The organism is Nocardioides korecus (assembly GCF_054778395.1).
Genome location: NZ_BAAGZO010000001.1, coordinates 391,923 through 409,212, shown reverse-complemented (window position 1 = coordinate 409,212; position 17,290 = coordinate 391,923). Strand labels below are relative to the sequence as shown.

At 74.5% G+C, this 17,290-nt stretch carries 14 protein-coding genes; 10 read left to right on the top strand and 4 right to left on the bottom strand.

Features of this window, described 5'->3' with window-relative positions; translation table 11 throughout:
• Nucleotides 1-23: 23 nt before the first annotated feature.
• A complete protein-coding gene (locus ACYVDA_RS01910; protein ID WP_460814394.1) occupies nucleotides 24-1,040 on the bottom strand; it encodes an alcohol dehydrogenase catalytic domain-containing protein in 1,017 nt (338 codons plus the stop codon).
• 98 nt (nucleotides 1,041-1,138) lie between these two features.
• Nucleotides 1,139-2,272, bottom strand: coding sequence for an alanine dehydrogenase (gene ald, locus ACYVDA_RS01905; RefSeq protein ID WP_460814391.1), 1,134 nt, complete (start codon nucleotides 2,270-2,272; stop codon nucleotides 1,139-1,141).
• 196 nt (nucleotides 2,273-2,468) lie between these two features.
• Between ald and ACYVDA_RS01900 the strand changes: the two genes are divergently transcribed.
• Nucleotides 2,469-2,990, top strand: coding sequence for an Lrp/AsnC family transcriptional regulator (locus tag ACYVDA_RS01900; protein ID WP_460814388.1), 522 nt, complete (start codon nucleotides 2,469-2,471; stop codon nucleotides 2,988-2,990).
• Here the strand turns inward: ACYVDA_RS01900 and ACYVDA_RS01895 are convergent.
• Entirely contained in the window at nucleotides 2,976-3,671 is a 696-nt protein-coding gene (locus tag ACYVDA_RS01895) for a hypothetical protein (protein ID WP_460814385.1), read from the bottom strand. The genes ACYVDA_RS01900 and ACYVDA_RS01895 overlap by 15 nt on opposite strands.
• A 203-nt stretch (nucleotides 3,672-3,874) precedes the next feature.
• Between ACYVDA_RS01895 and ACYVDA_RS01890 the strand changes: the two genes are divergently transcribed.
• Nucleotides 3,875-4,660 (top strand): TetR/AcrR family transcriptional regulator C-terminal domain-containing protein, encoded by a 786-nt coding sequence (locus ACYVDA_RS01890; protein ID WP_460814383.1) that lies wholly within the window; start codon nucleotides 3,875-3,877, stop codon nucleotides 4,658-4,660.
• On the top strand, nucleotides 4,657-5,160 hold the full coding sequence (locus tag ACYVDA_RS01885; RefSeq protein WP_460814380.1) for an acyl-CoA thioesterase: 504 nt from the start codon (nucleotides 4,657-4,659) through the stop codon (nucleotides 5,158-5,160). The genes ACYVDA_RS01890 and ACYVDA_RS01885 overlap by 4 nt, the downstream gene beginning before the upstream one ends.
• 110 nt (nucleotides 5,161-5,270) lie before the next feature.
• On the opposite strand, the gene ACYVDA_RS01880 is transcribed toward ACYVDA_RS01885, so the two are convergent.
• The gene (locus ACYVDA_RS01880; RefSeq protein ID WP_460814378.1) at nucleotides 5,271-6,491 is read right to left on the bottom strand and encodes an ROK family transcriptional regulator; all 1,221 of its coding nucleotides are present in this window, start codon (nucleotides 6,489-6,491) and stop codon (nucleotides 5,271-5,273) included.
• 166 nt (nucleotides 6,492-6,657) lie between these two features.
• Here ACYVDA_RS01880 and zwf point away from each other — a divergent pair, with 166 nt between their 5' ends.
• The 7 genes from zwf to ACYVDA_RS01845 all read left to right on the top strand — a co-directional run bounded on the left by zwf (nucleotide 6,658) and on the right by ACYVDA_RS01845 (nucleotide 17,267).
• Complete coding sequence (gene zwf / locus ACYVDA_RS01875; protein ID WP_460814376.1) at nucleotides 6,658-8,172, top strand: glucose-6-phosphate dehydrogenase; 1,515 nt, start codon at nucleotides 6,658-6,660, stop codon at nucleotides 8,170-8,172.
• Nucleotides 8,173-8,201: 29 nt separating this feature from the next.
• Nucleotides 8,202-10,061: a phosphogluconate dehydratase gene (edd, locus tag ACYVDA_RS01870; RefSeq protein ID WP_460814374.1), complete on the top strand. Its 1,860-nt coding sequence runs from the start codon at nucleotides 8,202-8,204 to the stop codon at nucleotides 10,059-10,061.
• 10 nt (nucleotides 10,062-10,071) lie between these two features.
• Entirely contained in the window at nucleotides 10,072-10,725 is a 654-nt protein-coding gene (gene eda, locus ACYVDA_RS01865) for a bifunctional 4-hydroxy-2-oxoglutarate aldolase/2-dehydro-3-deoxy-phosphogluconate aldolase (protein WP_460814372.1), read from the top strand.
• Nucleotides 10,726-10,771: 46 nt separating this feature from the next.
• Nucleotides 10,772-12,574 (top strand): acyl-CoA dehydrogenase, encoded by a 1,803-nt coding sequence (locus ACYVDA_RS01860; RefSeq protein ID WP_460814370.1) that lies wholly within the window; start codon nucleotides 10,772-10,774, stop codon nucleotides 12,572-12,574.
• A gap of 162 nt (nucleotides 12,575-12,736) precedes the next feature.
• Nucleotides 12,737-14,350 (top strand): amidohydrolase, encoded by a 1,614-nt coding sequence (locus ACYVDA_RS01855; protein ID WP_460814367.1) that lies wholly within the window; start codon nucleotides 12,737-12,739, stop codon nucleotides 14,348-14,350.
• Between the two features lie 64 nt (nucleotides 14,351-14,414).
• On the top strand, nucleotides 14,415-15,335 hold the full coding sequence (gene mmuM / locus ACYVDA_RS01850) for a homocysteine S-methyltransferase (protein ID WP_460814364.1): 921 nt from the start codon (nucleotides 14,415-14,417) through the stop codon (nucleotides 15,333-15,335).
• Between the two features lie 207 nt (nucleotides 15,336-15,542).
• A complete protein-coding gene (locus ACYVDA_RS01845) occupies nucleotides 15,543-17,267 on the top strand; it encodes a peroxidase family protein (protein ID WP_460814360.1) in 1,725 nt (574 codons plus the stop codon).
• Nucleotides 17,268-17,290: the final 23 nt, after the last annotated feature.

The window sequence follows — 17,290 nt, the reverse complement described above, 5'->3', positions numbered from 1 at the left end:
GTCGAGGTGGACCACGAAGCCGCTCACGTCGTCAGCACCATGCGGAAGCGGGCCTGGCCGTCCATCATCTTCTGGTACGCCGAGGCGGCCTCCTCCAGCGGCGCCGTCTCGATGCGGGCGCCGACGCCGGTCAGCGCCGAGAAGGCCAGGGTGTCCTCGGAGTCGGCGGCGGTGCCCGAGGCGTGACCGCGGACGGCGCCCCCGGTGCCGATCAGGGCGAAGGCGGGGACCGAGATCGGGTCCTCGGCCGCACCCGCGACGACGAGCTCGCCCTCGACGCCCAGGCCGCCGATGGTGGCCGCGACGGCCTCGCCGTTGGTGATGGTCGACAGGATGACCCGCGCGCCGCCGAGCTTGGCCAGCTCCTCGCCGGGGTCGGTGGCGGTCGAGTCGATGTAGTGGTGGGCGCCGAGCTCGGAGGCCAGGTCGGCCTTGTCGGTGCCGCGGGCGATCGCGGCGACGCGGAAGCCCATCTTCTGGGCGTACTGCACGCCGAGGTGGCCCAGGCCGCCCACGCCGAGCACGGCGACCAGGTCGCCGGGGCGGGCGCCGGTGTGGCGCAGGGCGTTGTACGTCGTGACGCCGGCGCACATCAGCGGGGCCGCGGCCGCGTCGTCGAGCTCGTCGGGGATCGAGGCCAGGGCGGTCGCCGGGACCACGACGTAGTCGGCGTAGCCGCCGTCGAAGGTGACACCGGGGATGCCCATGTTCTGGCAGGCGATCAGGGCGCCGGCGCGACAGGGGCCGCACCAGCCGCAGGCGCCGCCGTACCACCCCACGCCCACGCGCTGGCCCTCCGACCAGCCCTGGGCGCCGTCACCGAGACCGGCGACCGTGCCCGCGACCTCGTGGCCGGGGATGACGGGGAAGGTCACGCCGGGGTAGGCGCCCTCCTTGGCGAACATGTCGCTGTGGCAGATCCCGCAGGCGTTGACCTTGACCAGCGCCTCGCCCGGACCGGGCTGCGGCACCGGCCGCTCGACGAGCTCGAGGTCGCCCCCCTTCTCGCTGACCTGCACCGCGCGCATCGTGTCCGTCATCGCCGTCCTTCCGGGTGGTGGGATCCCGACCACCGGAGGAGTACCCCCGCGCCCCCGGCTCATGCCCCGGGGGCGGCTGGGCGGCTGGGGGCGCGGGCTCAGGCGACCTGCGCGCGGGCGGCGGGCACGACCGCGTGGAGCGGCGTCGCCTCGAGGCCCAGGGCGCGGGCGACCGGCTCGTTGGTCAGCGCGCCGTCGTGGGTGTTCAGCCCGCGGGCGAGGACCGGGTCGGCCGCCAGCGCCTCGGCCCAGCCGCGGTCGGCCAGCGCGACGGCGTACGGCAGGGTCACGTTGGTCAGCGCGTGCGTCGAGGTGTGCGCCACGGCACCGGGCATGTTGGCAACGCAGTAGAAGACCGAGCCGTGGACGGCGTACGTCGGGTCGGCGTGGGTCGTGGCGCGCGAGTCCTCGAAGCAGCCGCCCTGGTCGATGGAGATGTCGACCAGGACCGATCCCGGCAGCATCCGCGAGACCAGCTCGTTGCTGACCAGCGTCGGGGCCTTGGCGCCCGGCACCAGCACCGCGCCGATGACCAGGTCGGCCTCGAGCACGGCCTGCTCCAGCGACAGCGCGGTGGAGGCGACCGTGCGCAGGCGGGTGCCGAAGAGCCGGTCGGCCGCGCGCAGCTTGTCGATGTCGCGGTCCAGCAGGGTGACGTCGGCGCCCATGCCGACGGCCACGGTCGCCGCGTTCATGCCGGAGACGCCGGCGCCGACCACCACGACGCGCGCGGGCCGCACGCCGGGGACGCCGCCCATCAGCACACCGCGACCGCCCTGGGCCTTCATCAGCGTGTGCGCGCCCACCTGGGGCGCCAGACGACCGGCGACCTCCGACATCGGGGCCAGCAGGGGCAGGGCGCCGGAGTCGGTCTGCACCGTCTCGTAGGCGATGCCGGTGACCCGGCGGTCCAGCAGCTCCTGGGTCAGCGGCGCGTCGGCGGCGAGGTGGAGGTAGGTGAAGAGGGTCTGGCCCTCGTGCATCCGGTGCCACTCCTGCTCGACCGGCTCCTTGACCTTGAGCACCAGCTCGCGGTCCCAGGCCTCGTCGGCGGTGTCGACGATCTTCGCCCCGGCGGCGAGGTAGTCCTCGTCGGGGATGCTCGAGCCGACCCCGGCGCCACGCTGCACGCTCACCTCGTGACCGTGGGCGGTCAGCTCGTGGGCGCCGGCCGGGGTGAGGGCGACGCGGTACTCGTGGTTCTTGACCTCTGCGGGGACGCCGATCTGCACGGGACTCTCCTGGGGTGGGCGTGGGGTTCGTCGGGCTGACGGAAGTCTGCGCAGGTCTTCTGTTCCAGCGGTGTTTCACCGATGATCGTGCGGTGGGAACTCGCGAACCTGACGCTCGATTCAGCCTTGGACCGATCCAAGGGCGGCGGCGGTGAACGACGTTCGGCGACCCGAGGGACTCGGGGGGTCCGGACCGGTGCCCCGCCCCGGGCGTCCCGAGCGGCCCCAGCGCGCCCAGCGCGCCCGGCGCTCCCAGCGGGAGGTGGAGCTCGACGAGACCGACCGGGCGCTGGTGCGCCTGCTCGCCCACGACGCCCGGACCCCCAACAACGCCCTGGCCCGGGAGGTCGGCATCGCGCCGTCGACCTGCCTGGTGCGCGTGCGGCGGCTCCAGGAGACCGGGGTGATCCGGGGGTTCCACGCGGCGGTCTCGCCCGAGGCCCTGGGGCTGCAGCTCCAGGCGATCGTCTCGGTGCGGCTCACCAGCGCCGCCCGGCACTCCATCGGGGAGGTGGGCGCGCGCCTGGCGGCGCTGCCCGGCGTGCTCAACGTGTTCTTCCTCGCCGGGGCCAACGACTTCCAGATCCACGTCGCCGCCCGCAGCGCGGAGGAGCTGCGCGAGCTGGTGGTGACCCACCTGAGCGGGTCGCGCGAGGTGGCCTCGACCGAGACCAACCTGATCTTCGAGCACCTCGGGGGCGGGTCACCCGTGGTGTGAGGCCTCCTCCGCCGCCGCGGTCGGGGGCGCGGGGACCGGGGCTGCCACGACCTCCGCAGCGGCCGTGTCGGCCGCGCGGGAGCCGGGCTCACCGGTGCGCGGCCGCGGCACCTGCGCGGGCTCGGGAGCCCCGGGCAGGCGGTCCTCGACCGCGTCGGGCACCGGCGTCATCGCGACGACGGACCGGGAGGCCAGCGCGACCAGGCGGGAGGTGTCGACGAGCCCCACCGACGCGAGCTCGGTGGCGGCGGGCGCGCCCCCGTCGGCGGCCGGCGGGGTCTCGGGGACGAAGACGTCGGCCACGTGCACGTCGCAACGGGTGACCCGCAGGCGCGTCATCGCGGTCATCGCGGCGGCCACCTCCCGGCGTACGGCCTCGGCCGCGGCGGGGACCGACACGGTCCGGTCCGGGTCCAGCGCGACCTCGACCACCACCGCGACGCCCACGGTGCCGGGCTCCTCGCACCAGCTGCGCACGGGCGGCTCCGGGTCGGCCGCGAGCCGCAGGGACCCCGGGAGACCCGGCCTGGTCCGCACCGCGGGGCGCCCGGCCGGCTCCGACCGGTCCGGCGGGGTCTGGGCGACGTGGAGCCGCACCCCGGGCACCTGGGTGGCCGCGATCGCGGCGATCCCGGCGATCACCGTGGGGTCCACCGACGTGCGCGTGGCGACGTCCGTCATCTCGTCCTCCTCGACCGGGCGTCCCGGCATCCTTACGTTGTAAGTCCGAGATCGATCGTACGCGACGGATCGGCGTACCTGCACGCACCGCCACCCCGGGCGCATACCCTGACCTGGGTCCGCTCGCCCCGCAGCGGACCGCTCGTCCAGATCGTCCCGATCGAGCCGGAGGCCCAGGCGGCCCAGCAGGCGCAGGAGGCACCGTGACCGCCCGATCCGCGCCGTCGAGCGACGCCCCGGACCCCGACCGGCCGCTGGACGCCGACGCGGACCTCGTCGAGGGCCGCGCGCTCCCCTCGGACCGGGTCGCCCTCGACCGCGACCGCATCCTGCTGGCCGCCCTGGACCACATCGACGAGCTGGGGCTGCCCGGCCTGACGATGCGCCGGCTGGGGCAGCGGCTCGGGGTGGAGGCGATGTCGCTCTACCGCTACGTCCCGGGCAAGGAGGAGCTGCTCGACGGGGTCGTCGAGATCCTGCTGGCCCAGCTCTACGACGACGACGACGTGCGCCAGTCGCCGACCGACGGCTGGCAGGACTTCCTCCAGCGGCTGGCCCACGGGGTGCGGCGGGTCGCGCTGACCCACCCGCGCGCGTTCCCGCTCGTGGCCTCCCGACCGCCCGAGGCGCCGTGGCTGCGACCGCCGCTGCGCAGCCTGGACTGGGTCGAGACGTTCCTGGTCGCCCTGAGCGACGAGGGCTTCGGCGACGAGGCGGTCGTCGCGGCGTACCGCGCCTTCACCAGCTTCCTGCTCGGCCACCTGCTCCTCGAGGTCGCCAACCTGGGCGCCGACATCGGCCCGCTCGACGTCCTCGACGACGGCGAGGCCGACCACGACGAGGCCGCGCAGCGCCGGACCGTGTGGCGGCTGCGGCGCGAGCTGGCCGAGGACCACGCCGCCGCCGAGTTCGAGGAGGCCCTCGAGGTCCTGCTCGAGCGGCTGACCCGGACCCGCGTCGAGCTGGCCGACGGGTCGGACCTCGCATGACCACGACCGGGGTCCCGGCGGTGGCGGACGTCCGCACCCTCCCGGCGTACGACGGGGCGCCGGGGACGGTGCCGCAGGACTGGGCCGACGAGAACGGCCACATGAACATCAGCCACTACTTCCGGCTGGCCAGCCACGCGACCTGGCACCGGATGCGCGACCTGGGGATGTCGGAGGACTACATCGGCACCCGCGGGCACTCGTTCTTCGTCGTCGAGCACCGGATCCGCTACCTCGCCGAGCTGCGCCCCGGGCAGGCCTTCACCGTCCACGGCGGCCTGGTCGGGCTGGCCGACAAGGTGCTCCACGGCGCGGCGTTCGTCCTGGACGCCGAGCACGACCGCGTGGCCTGCACCTTCGAGGCGCTCTACGTCCACGTCTCGATGGCGACCCGCCGCGCCGCGTCCGTCCCCGCCGACCTCCGCGCCGCCTTCACCGCCGAGATCGACGCCCACGCCCCCTGGCTCGCCCCCGTCGCCCAGGGTCTGCAGCTGCGCTGAGGATAGGCGCCGACTGATCCCCGGCTAGCCGGGGAAGCGTCGGGTGGTCGGGTGAACGTTCGGCCGACCACCCGTCTGATCCCCGGCTAGCCGGGGATCAGACGGTCCCCTCAACCCCCCAGGGCGCGGTCCACCGCGGCGGAATCGAGGACCTCGCGGATGGCGAGGGCGGCGCATCCGACGACGCCGGAGCGCTCGCCGTGGGTGACGGGGGCGATCACGAGCTCGCGGGTGGCCAGGGCCGAGGCGAGGGAGTAGAGCGACTCGCGCAGGCCCGCCACGAAGGGGTCGTACGCCGCGGCGAGGTCGCCCCCCACCACGATCGCCTCCGGGTTCAGCAGGTTGACCGCGGAGGCGACCACCTCGCCGATCCGCCGGCCGGCCTCGCGGACCAGGTGGCGGGCGTCGGGCTGACCCTGGACCGCCAGCGCGACCAGGTCGCGGACGTGGTCGACCTCGTGGCCGCCCGCCCGCGCGGCCGCGACCAGCGCCCAGCCGGCGGCGACGGACTCCAGGCAGCCGGTGTCGCCGCAGCGGCAGGCCAGGCCCTGAGCGGCGTGGATCTTGGTGTGGCCGATCTCGCCGGCCGCGCCGATGCCGCCGCGGACGACCTGGCCGCCGGTGACGATGCCGACGCCGAGGCCGGTGGAGGCCTTGACGAAGAGCAGGTCGCGGTGGGTCTCCAGCAGCCCGCGCCGCTCGGAGAGGGCCATCGCGTTGGCGTCGTTCTCCACCAGGACCGGTGCCGAGGTCAGGCCGGCGAGGAACGGACCGAGACGCACGCCGTCCCAGCCGGTCATGATCGGGGAGTCCAGGCTCGCGCCGGTGCGGGCGTCGACGGTGCCGGGGATGCTCAGGCCGACGCCGCGCACCTGGTCGGGCACGCGGCCCGCGTCGGCGAGCAGGTCGGCGAAGACCTCCGCGACCTGCGGCATCAGTACCGCGGGGCTGGCCACCACCTCGCGCTCGACGTCGCGCGCGGCGAGCACGGCGCCGTCGAGGTCGCACACCGCGAGCTGGGTGCGGCTGCGTCCGATCGCCCCGGCCAGCACCACGCCCGCGTGGCGGTTGAACCGCAGCCGCACCGGGGGGCGACCGGCCGTGGCGGGGCGGGCACCGTCGGTGCCGTCGGTCTCGCCCGACACCCCCTCGACCACGAGCCCGGAGTCGAGCAGCGCCTGCACGCGCGCCGCCACCGCCGTCCGCGAGAGGCCGGTGACCCGGGCCAGCTCGCTGCGCGTCCCGGCCCGCCCGTCGCGGATCAGCGAGAACATCTCGCCCGCGGTCGCCGGCCCGGGAGCGGCGTACGCCGGGGCCGGCAGGTCGGACATGGCAGGCATTCAACCACCCGTTCGGTCCTCGGTGGTCCAGTCGGCGTCCGCCTGAGGACCCGCAGTGGTCTACTTACGACCACGTAAATACGTAATGTTGCATTGCCGCCGCGCATAACCTCACCTACCGTGGTGGCTCGGCCCCTTCCCCCACCGAGAGACCCCGATGTCCCCCTCGAACGGCCCCCACCTCCCCACCGGACCCACCGGCCCTGCCAGCCCGGTCGCCAACGCCGTGCCCCCCGCCGACGTCGTCGTCTTCGGCGGCACCGGCGACCTGGCCGTGCGCAAGCTGCTGCCCGCGCTCTACCTGCGCGACCGCGACGGCCAGCTCACCCCCGACACCCGCATCGTCGCCACCTCCCGCGCCGGTCTCGACGAGGCCGGCTACCGCGACAAGATCCGCGGCGAGCTCCCGACCTTCGTCCGTGCCGAGGAGCTCGACGCCGACGTCCTCGACCGGTTCGTCGCCCGCCTGAACCACGTCAGCCTCGACATCGACGACCGCGAGGGCTGGGCCCCGCTGGTCGCCCAGCTGGCCGACCGCGACAAGGTCCGGGTCTTCTACCTGGCCATCGCCCCCTCGCTCTTCGGACCCGTCAGCGCCCGGCTGGCCGAGCACGACCTGGTCACCCCCGCCTCGCGGCTGGTGCTGGAGAAGCCGCTGGGCCACGACCTGGCCTCCGCGCAGGAGATCAACGACGCGGTCGGCGCGGTCTTCGCCGAGCACCAGATCTTCCGGATCGACCACTACCTGGGCAAGGAGAGCGTCCAGAACCTGTTGGTCACGCGCTTCGCCAACACCTTCCTCGAGCCGCTGTGGAACGCGAACTGGATCGACCACGTCCAGATCACCGCCTCGGAGACCCTCGGCGTCGGCACCCGCGGCGGCTACTACGACGGCTCGGGCGCGCTGCGCGACATGGTGCAGAACCACCTGCTCCAGCTGCTGTGCCTGGTCGCGATGGAGCCCCCGACGTACGTCGGCCGCGAGACCGTGCGCGACGAGAAGCTGAAGGTGCTCCAGGCCCTCAAGCCGATCACCGGCGAGGACGTCGACCGGCACGTCGTCGCGGGCCAGTACCGCGCCGGCCTGGTCGACGGCTCCCCCGCCTACGCGTACGCCGACGACGCCGAGCGTCCCGGCTCGGTCACCGAGACCTTCGTGGCGATCCGCGCCGAGGTGTCCAACTGGCGCTGGGCCGGCGTGCCGTTCTACCTGCGCACCGGCAAGCGGATGGAGCGCCGCTGCTCCGAGATCGTGATCCAGTTCCGGTCGGTGCCGCACCCGATGTTCCCCGACAGCGAGGGCGTCAGCGAGCCCAACCGCCTCACCATCCAGCTCCAGCCCGACGAGGGCATGCGGCTGCACCTGACGGCCAAGGAGCCCGGCCCGGGCGGGATCCGGCTGCGGCCGGTCTCGCTCGACCTCAGCTACGCCCAGGCCTTCGAGACCCACTCCCCCGACGCCTACGAGCGGCTCCTGATGGACGTCGTCCGCGGCAACCCCACCCTGTTCATGCGGCGCGACGAGGTCGAGGCCGCCTGGCGCTGGATCGAGCCCGTCCACGAGCGGTGGGCCCGCCCCGAGCACGCGCCGCGTCCCTATCCCGCCGGCACCAGCGGCCCCTTCGCCGCGACCACCCTGATCGAGCGCGACGGTCGCTCGTGGCACGAGTGACGCCCACGCCCTCTCCCGAGGAGAACCCCATGCCCGCACGCACCCTGCACCCCGTCCTGGCCGAGGTGACCCAGCGCATCACCGAGCGCAGCCGCCGCGAGCGGACGGCGTACCTCGCCCGCCTCGAGGCCTCCGCCACCCGCGGCCCGATGCGCACCAAGCTGGCCTGCGCCAACCTGGCCCACGGCTTCGCCGCCTCCGGCGAGGTCGACAAGGCCGCGCTGCGCGGCAAGGTCAAGCCCAACGTCGCCATCGTGTCGGCGTACAACGACATGCTCTCGGCCCACCAGCCCTTCGAGTCCTTCCCGGCCCAGATGAAGAAGGCCGTGCTGCGCTCGGGCGGCATCGCCCAGTTCGCGGGCGGCGTGCCCGCCATGTGCGACGGCATCACCCAGGGTCGCGACGGCATGCAGCTCTCGCTGTTCAGCCGCGACGTGATCGCGATGTCGACGGCGCTCGCGCTCTCCCACGACATGTTCGACGCCAGCCTGATGCTCGGCGTCTGCGACAAGATCGTCCCCGGCATGCTGATGGGCGCCCTGTCCTTCGGCCACCTGCCCGCGATCTTCGTCCCCGCGGGCCCGATGACCTCGGGGCTGCCCAACGGCGAGAAGGCCCGGATCCGCCAGGCGTACGCCGCCGGCGAGGTCGGGCGCGAGGAGCTCCTGGAGGCCGAGTCGGCGTCGTACCACTCCGCCGGGACCTGCACCTTCTACGGCACCGCGAACTCCAACCAGATGCTGATGGAGGTCATGGGCCTGCACCTGCCGGGCGCGAGCTTCGTCAACCCCGGCACCCCGCTGCGCGCGGCCCTCACCGACGCCGCCGCCGCCCGCGCCGTCGAGCTCACCGCCTGGGGCGAGGAGTTCACCCCCGTCGGCAGGATCGTCGACGAGAAGGCGGTCGTCAACGGCTGCGTCGCCCTGCTGGCCACCGGCGGCTCGACCAACCACACGATGCACCTGGTCGCGATCGCGCGGGCCGCGGGCATCCATCTGACCTGGGACGACCTGTCGGACCTGTCCGCGATCGTGCCCCTGCTGGCGCGGGTCTACCCCAACGGCTCGGCCGACATCAACCACTTCCACGCCGCCGGCGGGCTGGCCTTCACGGTGCACACCCTGCTCAAGCACGGCCTGCTCCACGACGACGTCGAGACGGTCGCAGGCCACGGCCTGTGGCGCTACACCACCGAGGCGAGGCTCGACCACGGCACGCTGACCTGGGAGGAGGGCCCCAAGGTCTCGCTCGACCGCGACGTCCTGCGCCCCGCCGACGACCCGTTCAGCGCCGACGGGGGCCTGCGGATGCTCGACGGCAACCTGGGCCGCGCCGTCATCAAGACCTCCGCGGTCGCCCCCGAGCACCGCGTCGTCAAGGCGCCCGCGCGGGTCTTCGAGGACCAGCTGGACTTCCTCCAGGCCTTCGAGGACGGCCTCCTGACCGGCGACTTCGTGGCCGTCGTGCGGTTCCAGGGCCCGGCCGCCAACGGCATGCCCGAGCTGCACAAGCTCACCCCCGCACTCGGGGTCCTGCAGGACCGCGGCCAGCGCGTCGCGATCGTCACCGACGGCCGGATGTCCGGGGCGTCGGGCAAGGTCCCCTCGGCCATCCACCTCACCCCCGAGGCCTCCGTCGGGGGCCCGCTGGCGCGGGTCCGCGACGGCGACCTGATCAGCCTGGACGCCGACACCGGCGTGCTCGACCTGCACGTCGCGGACTACGAGCTCGACCAGCGCGAGGCCGCCCGCGCCGACGACTCGATGGTCTTCGGCACCGGTCGCGAGCTGTTCGCGGCCTTCCGCGCCGGGGTCGGTCCCGCCGACGAGGGCGCCAGCATCTTCCCCGCCTACGAGTCCCGGCTGCCGGCCGACTCGCCCCACTCCTGAGGAGCACCCCATGACCGACCTGATCTCCGCCCCCGTCGCGCCCACCGCCACCGCGTCGCTCGTCGACGTCGTCCCCGTCGTGCCGGTGGTCGTGCTCGACGACGTCGCCCACGCCGTGCCGGTCGCCCGCGCCCTGGTCGAGGGCGGCGTCCCCGTCATCGAGCTGACCCTGCGCACGCCCGCCGCGCTCGCCTGCATCGAGGCGATCGCCGCCGAGGTGCCCGAGATCCTGCTCGGCGCCGGCACCGTCGTCACCCCCGCCAACGCCCGCGACGCCCAGAACGCCGGCGCCCGCTTCCTGGTCTCCCCGGGCACCACCGAGACGCTCGCCTCGGCGATGCAGGACACCGGCCTCCCGCACCTGCCCGGCGCGGCCACGGTCGGCGAGGTCCTGCGGCTGCTGGAGATGGGCTACTCGGAGATGAAGCTGTTCCCCGCCGAGGTCTCCGGCGGCGTCGCGTTCCTCAAGGCGATCGGCTCCCCGGTGCCCCAGGCCCGGTTCTGCCCGACCGGCGGGATCACGGCCGCCACGGCGTCCTCCTACCTGGCGCTGTCGAACGTCGGCTGCGTCGGCGGCTCCTGGCTCACCCCGGCCGACGCCGTCGCGTCGGGCGACTGGGCCCGGATCACCGAGCTGGCGGCCGAGACGACGTACCTGCGCTGAGCACCAGCGCCTCGACGTGTCACTCCACCCGGCTAGCGTGAGCCGCATGGCCCGCTCGCTGCTGATGTCCCGCGCCGACCTCGACTTCCTGCTCCACGACTGGCTGCGGGTGACCGAGCTGACCACCCGGGAGCGGTACGCCGAGCACGACCGGGACACCTTCGACGCCGTGCTCGACCTGTCCGAGCAGCTGGCCACCGAGCGGTTCGCGCCGATCAACCGGCTGGTCGACCTCCAGGAGCCCTACGTCGGCGACGACGGCTTGGTCGTCCAGCCGCCCGAGGTCGCGGAGGCGCTGGCGGCGTACACCGCCTCGGGGCTGCCCACCGCCGTCTTCCCCACCGAGCTCGGCGGGATGCAGCTGCCGTTCGTGGTGCAGCAGGCGTCGTCGAGCTGGTTCTCGGCGGCGAGCGTCGCGGTCACGGCATACCCCTTCCTCGCCCAGGGCAACGCCAACCTGATCTCCACCTACGGCACCCCCGAGCAGGTCGAGCGGTTCGCGAGGCCGGTCATCGAGGGGCGCTGGTACGGCACGATGGCGCTCTCGGAGCCCCAGGCCGGGTCCTCGCTCGGCGACATCACCACGCGCGCGACGCGGCAGGACGACGGCACCTACCGCCTGGTCGGCACCAAGATGTGGATCTCCGGCGGCGACCACGAGCTCGGCGAGAACATCGTCCACCTCGTGCTGGCCAAGGCCCCCGGGGCGGCGCCGGGCACCAAGGGGATCTCGCTGTTCATCGTGCCCAAGCACCTGGTCGGCGAGGACGGCTCGATCGGTGAGCGCAACGACGTCGCGCTCGTCGGGCTGAACCACAAGATGGGCTACCGCGGCACCACCAACACCCTGCTCAACTTCGGCGAGGGCCTCACCACGCCGGGCGGGCAGCCGGGCGCGGTCGGCCACCTGGTCGGCGAGGAGGGCCGCGGGCTGGCGTACATGTTCCAGATGATGAACGAGGCCCGCATCGGCGTCGGCGCCGGCGCGACGGCGCTCGGCTGCACCGGCTTCCTGCACAGCCTCGACTACGCCCGCGTCCGCACGCAGGGCCGCCCGGTCTCGGCCAAGGACCCGGCCGCCCCGCCCGTCGCGCTGGTCGAGCACCCCGACGTGCGGCGGATGCTCCTGGCCCAGAAGGCGTACGCCGAGGGCGCGCTCGCGCTGATCCTCTACTGCGCCCGGCTGGTCGACGAGGTCGCGACCGGGGAGACCCAGGAGGCGCGCGACCTGGCCGAGGGGCTGCTGGCCGTGCTGACCCCGATCGCCAAGTCCTGGCCCTCGCAGTGGTGCCTGGCCGCCAACGACCTGGCCATCCAGGTGCACGGCGGCTACGGCTACACCCGCGACTTCGTGGTCGAGCAGCTCTACCGCGACAACCGGCTCAACCCGATCCACGAGGGCACCCACGGCATCCAGGGCCTCGACCTGCTCGGCCGCAAGGTCGTCGCCGGGGGCGGCACCGGCCTGCGGCTGCTCACCGACCGCGTCCGCGAGACCGTCGCCGCCGGGCGCAAGCTGACCCGCGGCGCCCCGCACGCCGAGGCGCTCGAGCGGGCCGTCGAGGACCTCGAGCGCACCACCGCCGCGCTGTGGGGCCCGGGCGACCCGGACGTCGCGCTGGCCAACGCCAGCGTCTACCTCGAGGCGTTCGGCCACGTGGTGGTCGCCTGGCTGTGGCTCGAGCAGCTGGTCGCCCTCGCCGACCGCGACGACACCTTCGCCCGCGGCAAGCACGCCGCGGCCGACTACTTCTTCGCCTTCGAGCTGCCCAAGACCGGTCCGCAGCTGGCCCTGCTCGCCTCGCTCGACCGCACCACCCTCGACCTCGACCCCGACGTCCTGGGGTGAGCACCCCGCCCTCCCTGAAGTACGCCGTCGTCGAGCGCGAGCGGCGCCTCCGCCCCCGGCCGACCCCCGCCCAGTGCCACACCAGGGTCGCCCCGAGCCGCCCACCACGACCCTGGTGTGGCACTCGCCGGTCAGGTCGGCCCGACCCGGCATGATCGAGCCGTGAGCACCCCCGTCGCCTTCGTCAACGCCCACCTCTTCGACGGACGCGCCCACCGCGGGGACGTCGGGCCGGTCGTCGTCGAGGGCGGCCGGATCAGCGCGGTGGGCGGCGAGGTCCCGGCCGGCGCCGAGGTCGTGGACTGCGGCGGCGGGCTGCTGAGCCCGGGGTTCACCGACGCCCACGTGCACACCGTGCAGGGCGGGCTGGAGCGGTTGCGCTGCGACCTGGCGCACGACGTGGGGCGCGAGGACTACCTGCGGACCGTCGCGGCGTACGCCGGCGCGCACCCCGACCGGCCCTGGATCCTCGGCGGCGGCTGGGCGATGGCGGCGTTCCCCGGCGGCACCCCGACCGCCGCGGACCTCGACGAGGTCGTCGCCGACCGGCCGGTGTTCTTGCCCAACCGCGACCACCACGGTGCCTGGGTCAACAGCCGCGCCCTCGAGGTGGCCGGCATCGACCGCGACACCCCCGACCCGGCCGACGGGCGGATCGAGCGCGACGCCGACGGGCGGCCGACCGGCACGCTGCACGAGGGCGCGATGGCCCTGGTCACCCGCGTGCTGCCGCGCACCACCCAGGAGGAGTACGACGCCGGCCTCCTCCAGGGCCAGGCCCACCTGCACTCGCTGGGGATCGTGGGGTGGCAGGACGCGATCGTCGGGACGTACGCCGGCATGGACGACCCCGGGCCGGCGTACGTCCGGGCCGCGGAGCGGGACCTGCTGACCGGCCACGTCGTCGGCGCGCTGTGGTGGGACCGCGAGCGCGGCCTGGAGCAGGTCGGCTCGCTGGTCGAGCGCCGGTCGGCGTACACCCACGGGCGGTTCCGGGCCACCAGCGTCAAGATCATGCAGGACGGGGTGGCGGAGAACTTCACGGCCGCGCTGGGGTCGCCGTACCTCGACCGCTGCGGGCACGCGACCGCCAACCGCGGCCACTCCTTCCTGACCGCGGCCGACCTCGCGGCGGCGGTCGGCGCCCTCGACGCGCAGGGCTTCCAGGTCCACGTCCACGCGATCGGCGACCGCGGGGTGAGCGAGACCCTCGACGCCTTCGCCGCCGTACGCCGACCCGCCGGGCCCGACCTGCGCCACCACGTCGCCCACCTCCAGCTGGTCGACCCCGCCGACGTGCCGCGGTTCGCCGAGCTCGGGATCGCGGCCAACGCCCAGGCGCTGTGGGCCTGCCACGACGACCAGATGGACGAGCTCACGATCCCGTTCATCGGCGAGGAGCGGACGCGCTGGCAGTACCCGTTCGGCGACCTCGAGCGCGCCGGCACGCGGCTGGTGATGGGCAGCGACTGGCCGGTCTCCTCCCCCGACCCGCTGGCCGCGATCCACGTCGCGGTCAACCGCTGGGAGCACGGCACCGACCCGGCGAACCCGCTGCTGCCGGAGCAGGCGATCAGCCTGGCGAGCGCGTTCGCGGCGTACACCTCCGGGTCGGCGTGGGTGAACCACCGCGACGACGCCGGCACCGTCGCCGTCGGTCGGGTGGCCGACCTGGTCGTCCTCGACCGCGACCCCTTCGACGCCCCCGCCGCCGAGATCGCCGAGGCCCGCGTCGTCTCCACCTGGGTCGACGGCCGACCCGTCCACGGGGTCTGAGCCAGCCGGTCCGCTCCGCGCGGCACCGGGGTGGTCCCTGTCGACACTGCGGGAGGATGGGCGGGTGCTCGACACCCCCTTCACCCGCCGCCTCGCCACCGGGGTCCCGGTCGTGCTGGACGGCGGGATGTCCAACGCGCTGGAGGACGCCGGCGCCGACCTGTCCTCCTCGCTGTGGACCGCCCGGCTGCTGCTCGACGAGCCGGGTCGCGTCGCCGACGTGCACGCGGCGTACTTCCGCAGCGGCGCCGAGGTCGCCACCACCGCCACCTACCAGGCCAGCGTCCCGAGCCTGGTCGACGCCGGGCTGAGCCGCGCGGAGGCCGAGGCCCTGCTGACCGCCGGGGTGCGGGTCGCCGGCGAGGTGCGTGATGCCGAGGCCGACCGCTCGGGACGCGAGCTGTGGGTCGCCGCGTCGGTCGGGCCGTACGGCGCCGTGCTCGCCGACGGCTCGGAGTACACCGGTCGCTACGGCCTCACCGCGGCCCAGCTCCGCGACTTCCACGGGCCGCGCCTGGAGCTGCTCGCCGCCGCCGGTCCCGACGTGCTCGCCGTCGAGACGAACCCCGACCTCGACGAGGCGATCGTCCTGGTCGAGCTGCTGGACGACCTGGGCCTGCCGGCCTGGCTCTCCTACAGCGTCGGGGGCGACCGCACCCGGGCCGGCCAGCCGCTGCCCGCGGCGTACGCCGTCGCCGCCGGCCGGACCAGCCTCGTCGCCGCCGGCGTCAACTGCGCCGCCCCCGGCGACGTGCTCGGCGCGCTGGAGGCCGCGGCGTCGGTCACCGGCCTGCCGGGCGTCGCCTACCCCAACCGCGGCGAGGCGTGGGACGACGAGCGCAAGGCCTGGAGCGGCGACGGCGCCTTCGACCCCACCCTGGTGCCGACCTGGGTCGCCGCCGGTGCCCGCCTCGTCGGCGGCTGCTGCCGCGTCGGCCCCCGCGACGTGAGCGCGATCGCAGCGGCCCTCGCGACCACCGACTAGCGCGGGTCTGTGGACGGTCCGGGGCCGGCACGGGCCTCGTGGAGCGTCTCTAACCCCGATGTACATGCGGCGCACCCGCCTCCCCCCGCTGGTCCACACCAGTGGACCGGGTTCCGGCACCGGGGGGTCTCGGATCTGGTCAGGGGGCTCCTCGGGCTGGTAGGACCGGGAGGATCACCCCTGGCAGGCTCGACCCGGGAGGCCCCTGTGAGCACCACCGACACCGCCACGCACGTGCCCGCGCAGAAGACCGGTGAGGTCGCCGGCCTCGCCCCGGCGGACGCCGCCCCGGAGCCGCCACCGCCGGTCAAGCACGGCTCCGAGACCTTCTTCATCGAGGGCGAGGGGGTCCTGACCACCCAGGTCGGGGGGCGCGCCACGGACACCGGCGACGCCGCCGACCCCGTCAACGGCGCGACCTCGCCGCGGGCTCGGGCCGCCCAGCCGCTCGCCCCCGGCCAGGCGCCCCCGTTCCGGTTCTCCCGGATCGGCCCCAAGGGTCCGGCGCTGGCGCTCCCGATCGCCCGCAAGCTGGCCCGCGGCATGACGGTGGGCGGGGGCGGCACGGCCGGCAACGTGCCGTCGGGCTACACCTACCTGGGGCAGTTCGTCGACCACGACCTCACCCTGGACCGCACGACGCTGATGACCGCGGGCGAGGTCGACCCGGCCACGATGCTCAGCGGGCGCTCGCCCTCGCTGGACCTCGACAGCCTGTACGGCGCCGGCCCGGGCTCGCCCGGCTCACGCCAGTTCTTCGCCCCCGACCTGGTCCACCTCAAGGTCGGCGACACGATCCGCGAGGGCGACCTGCCCGCCAAGGCCGGCCACGACCTGCCGCGGGTCGGCACCGGCAACCAGGCCTCCGCCCGCCGGGCCCTGATCCCCGACCTGCGCAACGACGAGAACCTGGCCGTCGCCCAGACCCACCTGGCGATGATCCACTTCCACAACAAGGTCGTCGACAAGATCGCCCCGACGACGCCCACCGACCAGCTCTTCCGCAACGCCCGGCGGCGCACGACGTTGCACTACCAGTGGGTCGTGCGCCACGACTACCTGCCGCGCGTCTGCGACCCGGCCGTGCTCGACGACGTCTGGACGCACGGTCGCAAGATCTTCGAGCCCGGCGCCTCGGCCGACGCCGTGCCGACGATGCCCGTGGAGTTCTCGGTGGCCGCGTTCCGGATGGGCCACAGCATGATCCGCGACGCCTACAACTGGAACGCGATCTTCTCCGACGGCGCCGGCTCCCTGGACCTGCTGTTCTTCTTCTCCGGCACCAGCGGCGACCTGGGCGGGAACAAGAAGCTGATCAGCAGCTGGATCGCGGACTGGCGCCGGATGTACGACTTCCCGGCCGCCGGACGCCCCGGGCTCGCAGCCCCCGACAGCGGCGTCAACCGCGCCATGCGCGTCGACACCCGGCTCACCGACCCGCTCGCCAGCCTGCCCGCCGGGAGCTTCGGGGGCACCGACGCGACCCCGCCGATGCAGCACAACCTGGCCTTCCGCAACCTGGTGCGGGGCAGCCTGGTGCGCCTGGCCACCGGGCAGCAGATGGTCGCGAAGCTCAAGGCCGCGGGAGTCCCGGTCACGGCCCTCACCAAGGCCCAGATCATCACCGGCAACGGCGGCGCCAAGCTCGACCACCTGACCCCGGCCGAGCGCGACGCGGTGGCGGCCAAGACGCCGCTGTGGTTCTACGTGCTGCGCGAGGCCGAGCTCAACGGCGGCAGGCTCACCGGCGTGGGCGCGCGGATCGTCGCCGAGACCTTCCACCGCGCGATCGGGGCCAGCCGGGTCAGCATCGTGCGCGAGCCGGGCTGGAAGCCCAACCTGCCCTCGGCCAAGGCCGGGCGCTTCGAGATGACCGACCTGCTGTTCTTCGCCTTCGGGGGCGCGAAGGCCGAGATCGCCCCGGTCGGCTGAGGGCGACCGCGACCGCGGGCCGG

What these genes read in the sequence shown, in the direction of transcription:
- ACYVDA_RS01885 (WP_460814380.1), top strand. Translation starts at nt 4,657, where the DNA reads ATGACCACGACCGGGGTCCCGGCGGTGGCGGACGTCCGCACCCTCCCG.
- ACYVDA_RS01895 (WP_460814385.1), bottom strand. Translation starts at nt 3,671, where the DNA reads ATGACGGACGTCGCCACGCGCACGTCGGTGGACCCCACGGTGATCGCC.
- edd (WP_460814374.1), top strand. Translation starts at nt 8,202, where the DNA reads ATGCCCGCACGCACCCTGCACCCCGTCCTGGCCGAGGTGACCCAGCGC.
- ACYVDA_RS01910 (WP_460814394.1), bottom strand. Translation starts at nt 1,040, where the DNA reads ATGACGGACACGATGCGCGCGGTGCAGGTCAGCGAGAAGGGGGGCGAC.
- eda (WP_460814372.1), top strand. Translation starts at nt 10,072, where the DNA reads ATGACCGACCTGATCTCCGCCCCCGTCGCGCCCACCGCCACCGCGTCG.
- ACYVDA_RS01860 (WP_460814370.1), top strand. Translation starts at nt 10,772, where the DNA reads ATGGCCCGCTCGCTGCTGATGTCCCGCGCCGACCTCGACTTCCTGCTC.
- ACYVDA_RS01880 (WP_460814378.1), bottom strand. Translation starts at nt 6,491, where the DNA reads ATGTCCGACCTGCCGGCCCCGGCGTACGCCGCTCCCGGGCCGGCGACC.
- zwf (WP_460814376.1), top strand. Translation starts at nt 6,658, where the DNA reads ATGTCCCCCTCGAACGGCCCCCACCTCCCCACCGGACCCACCGGCCCT.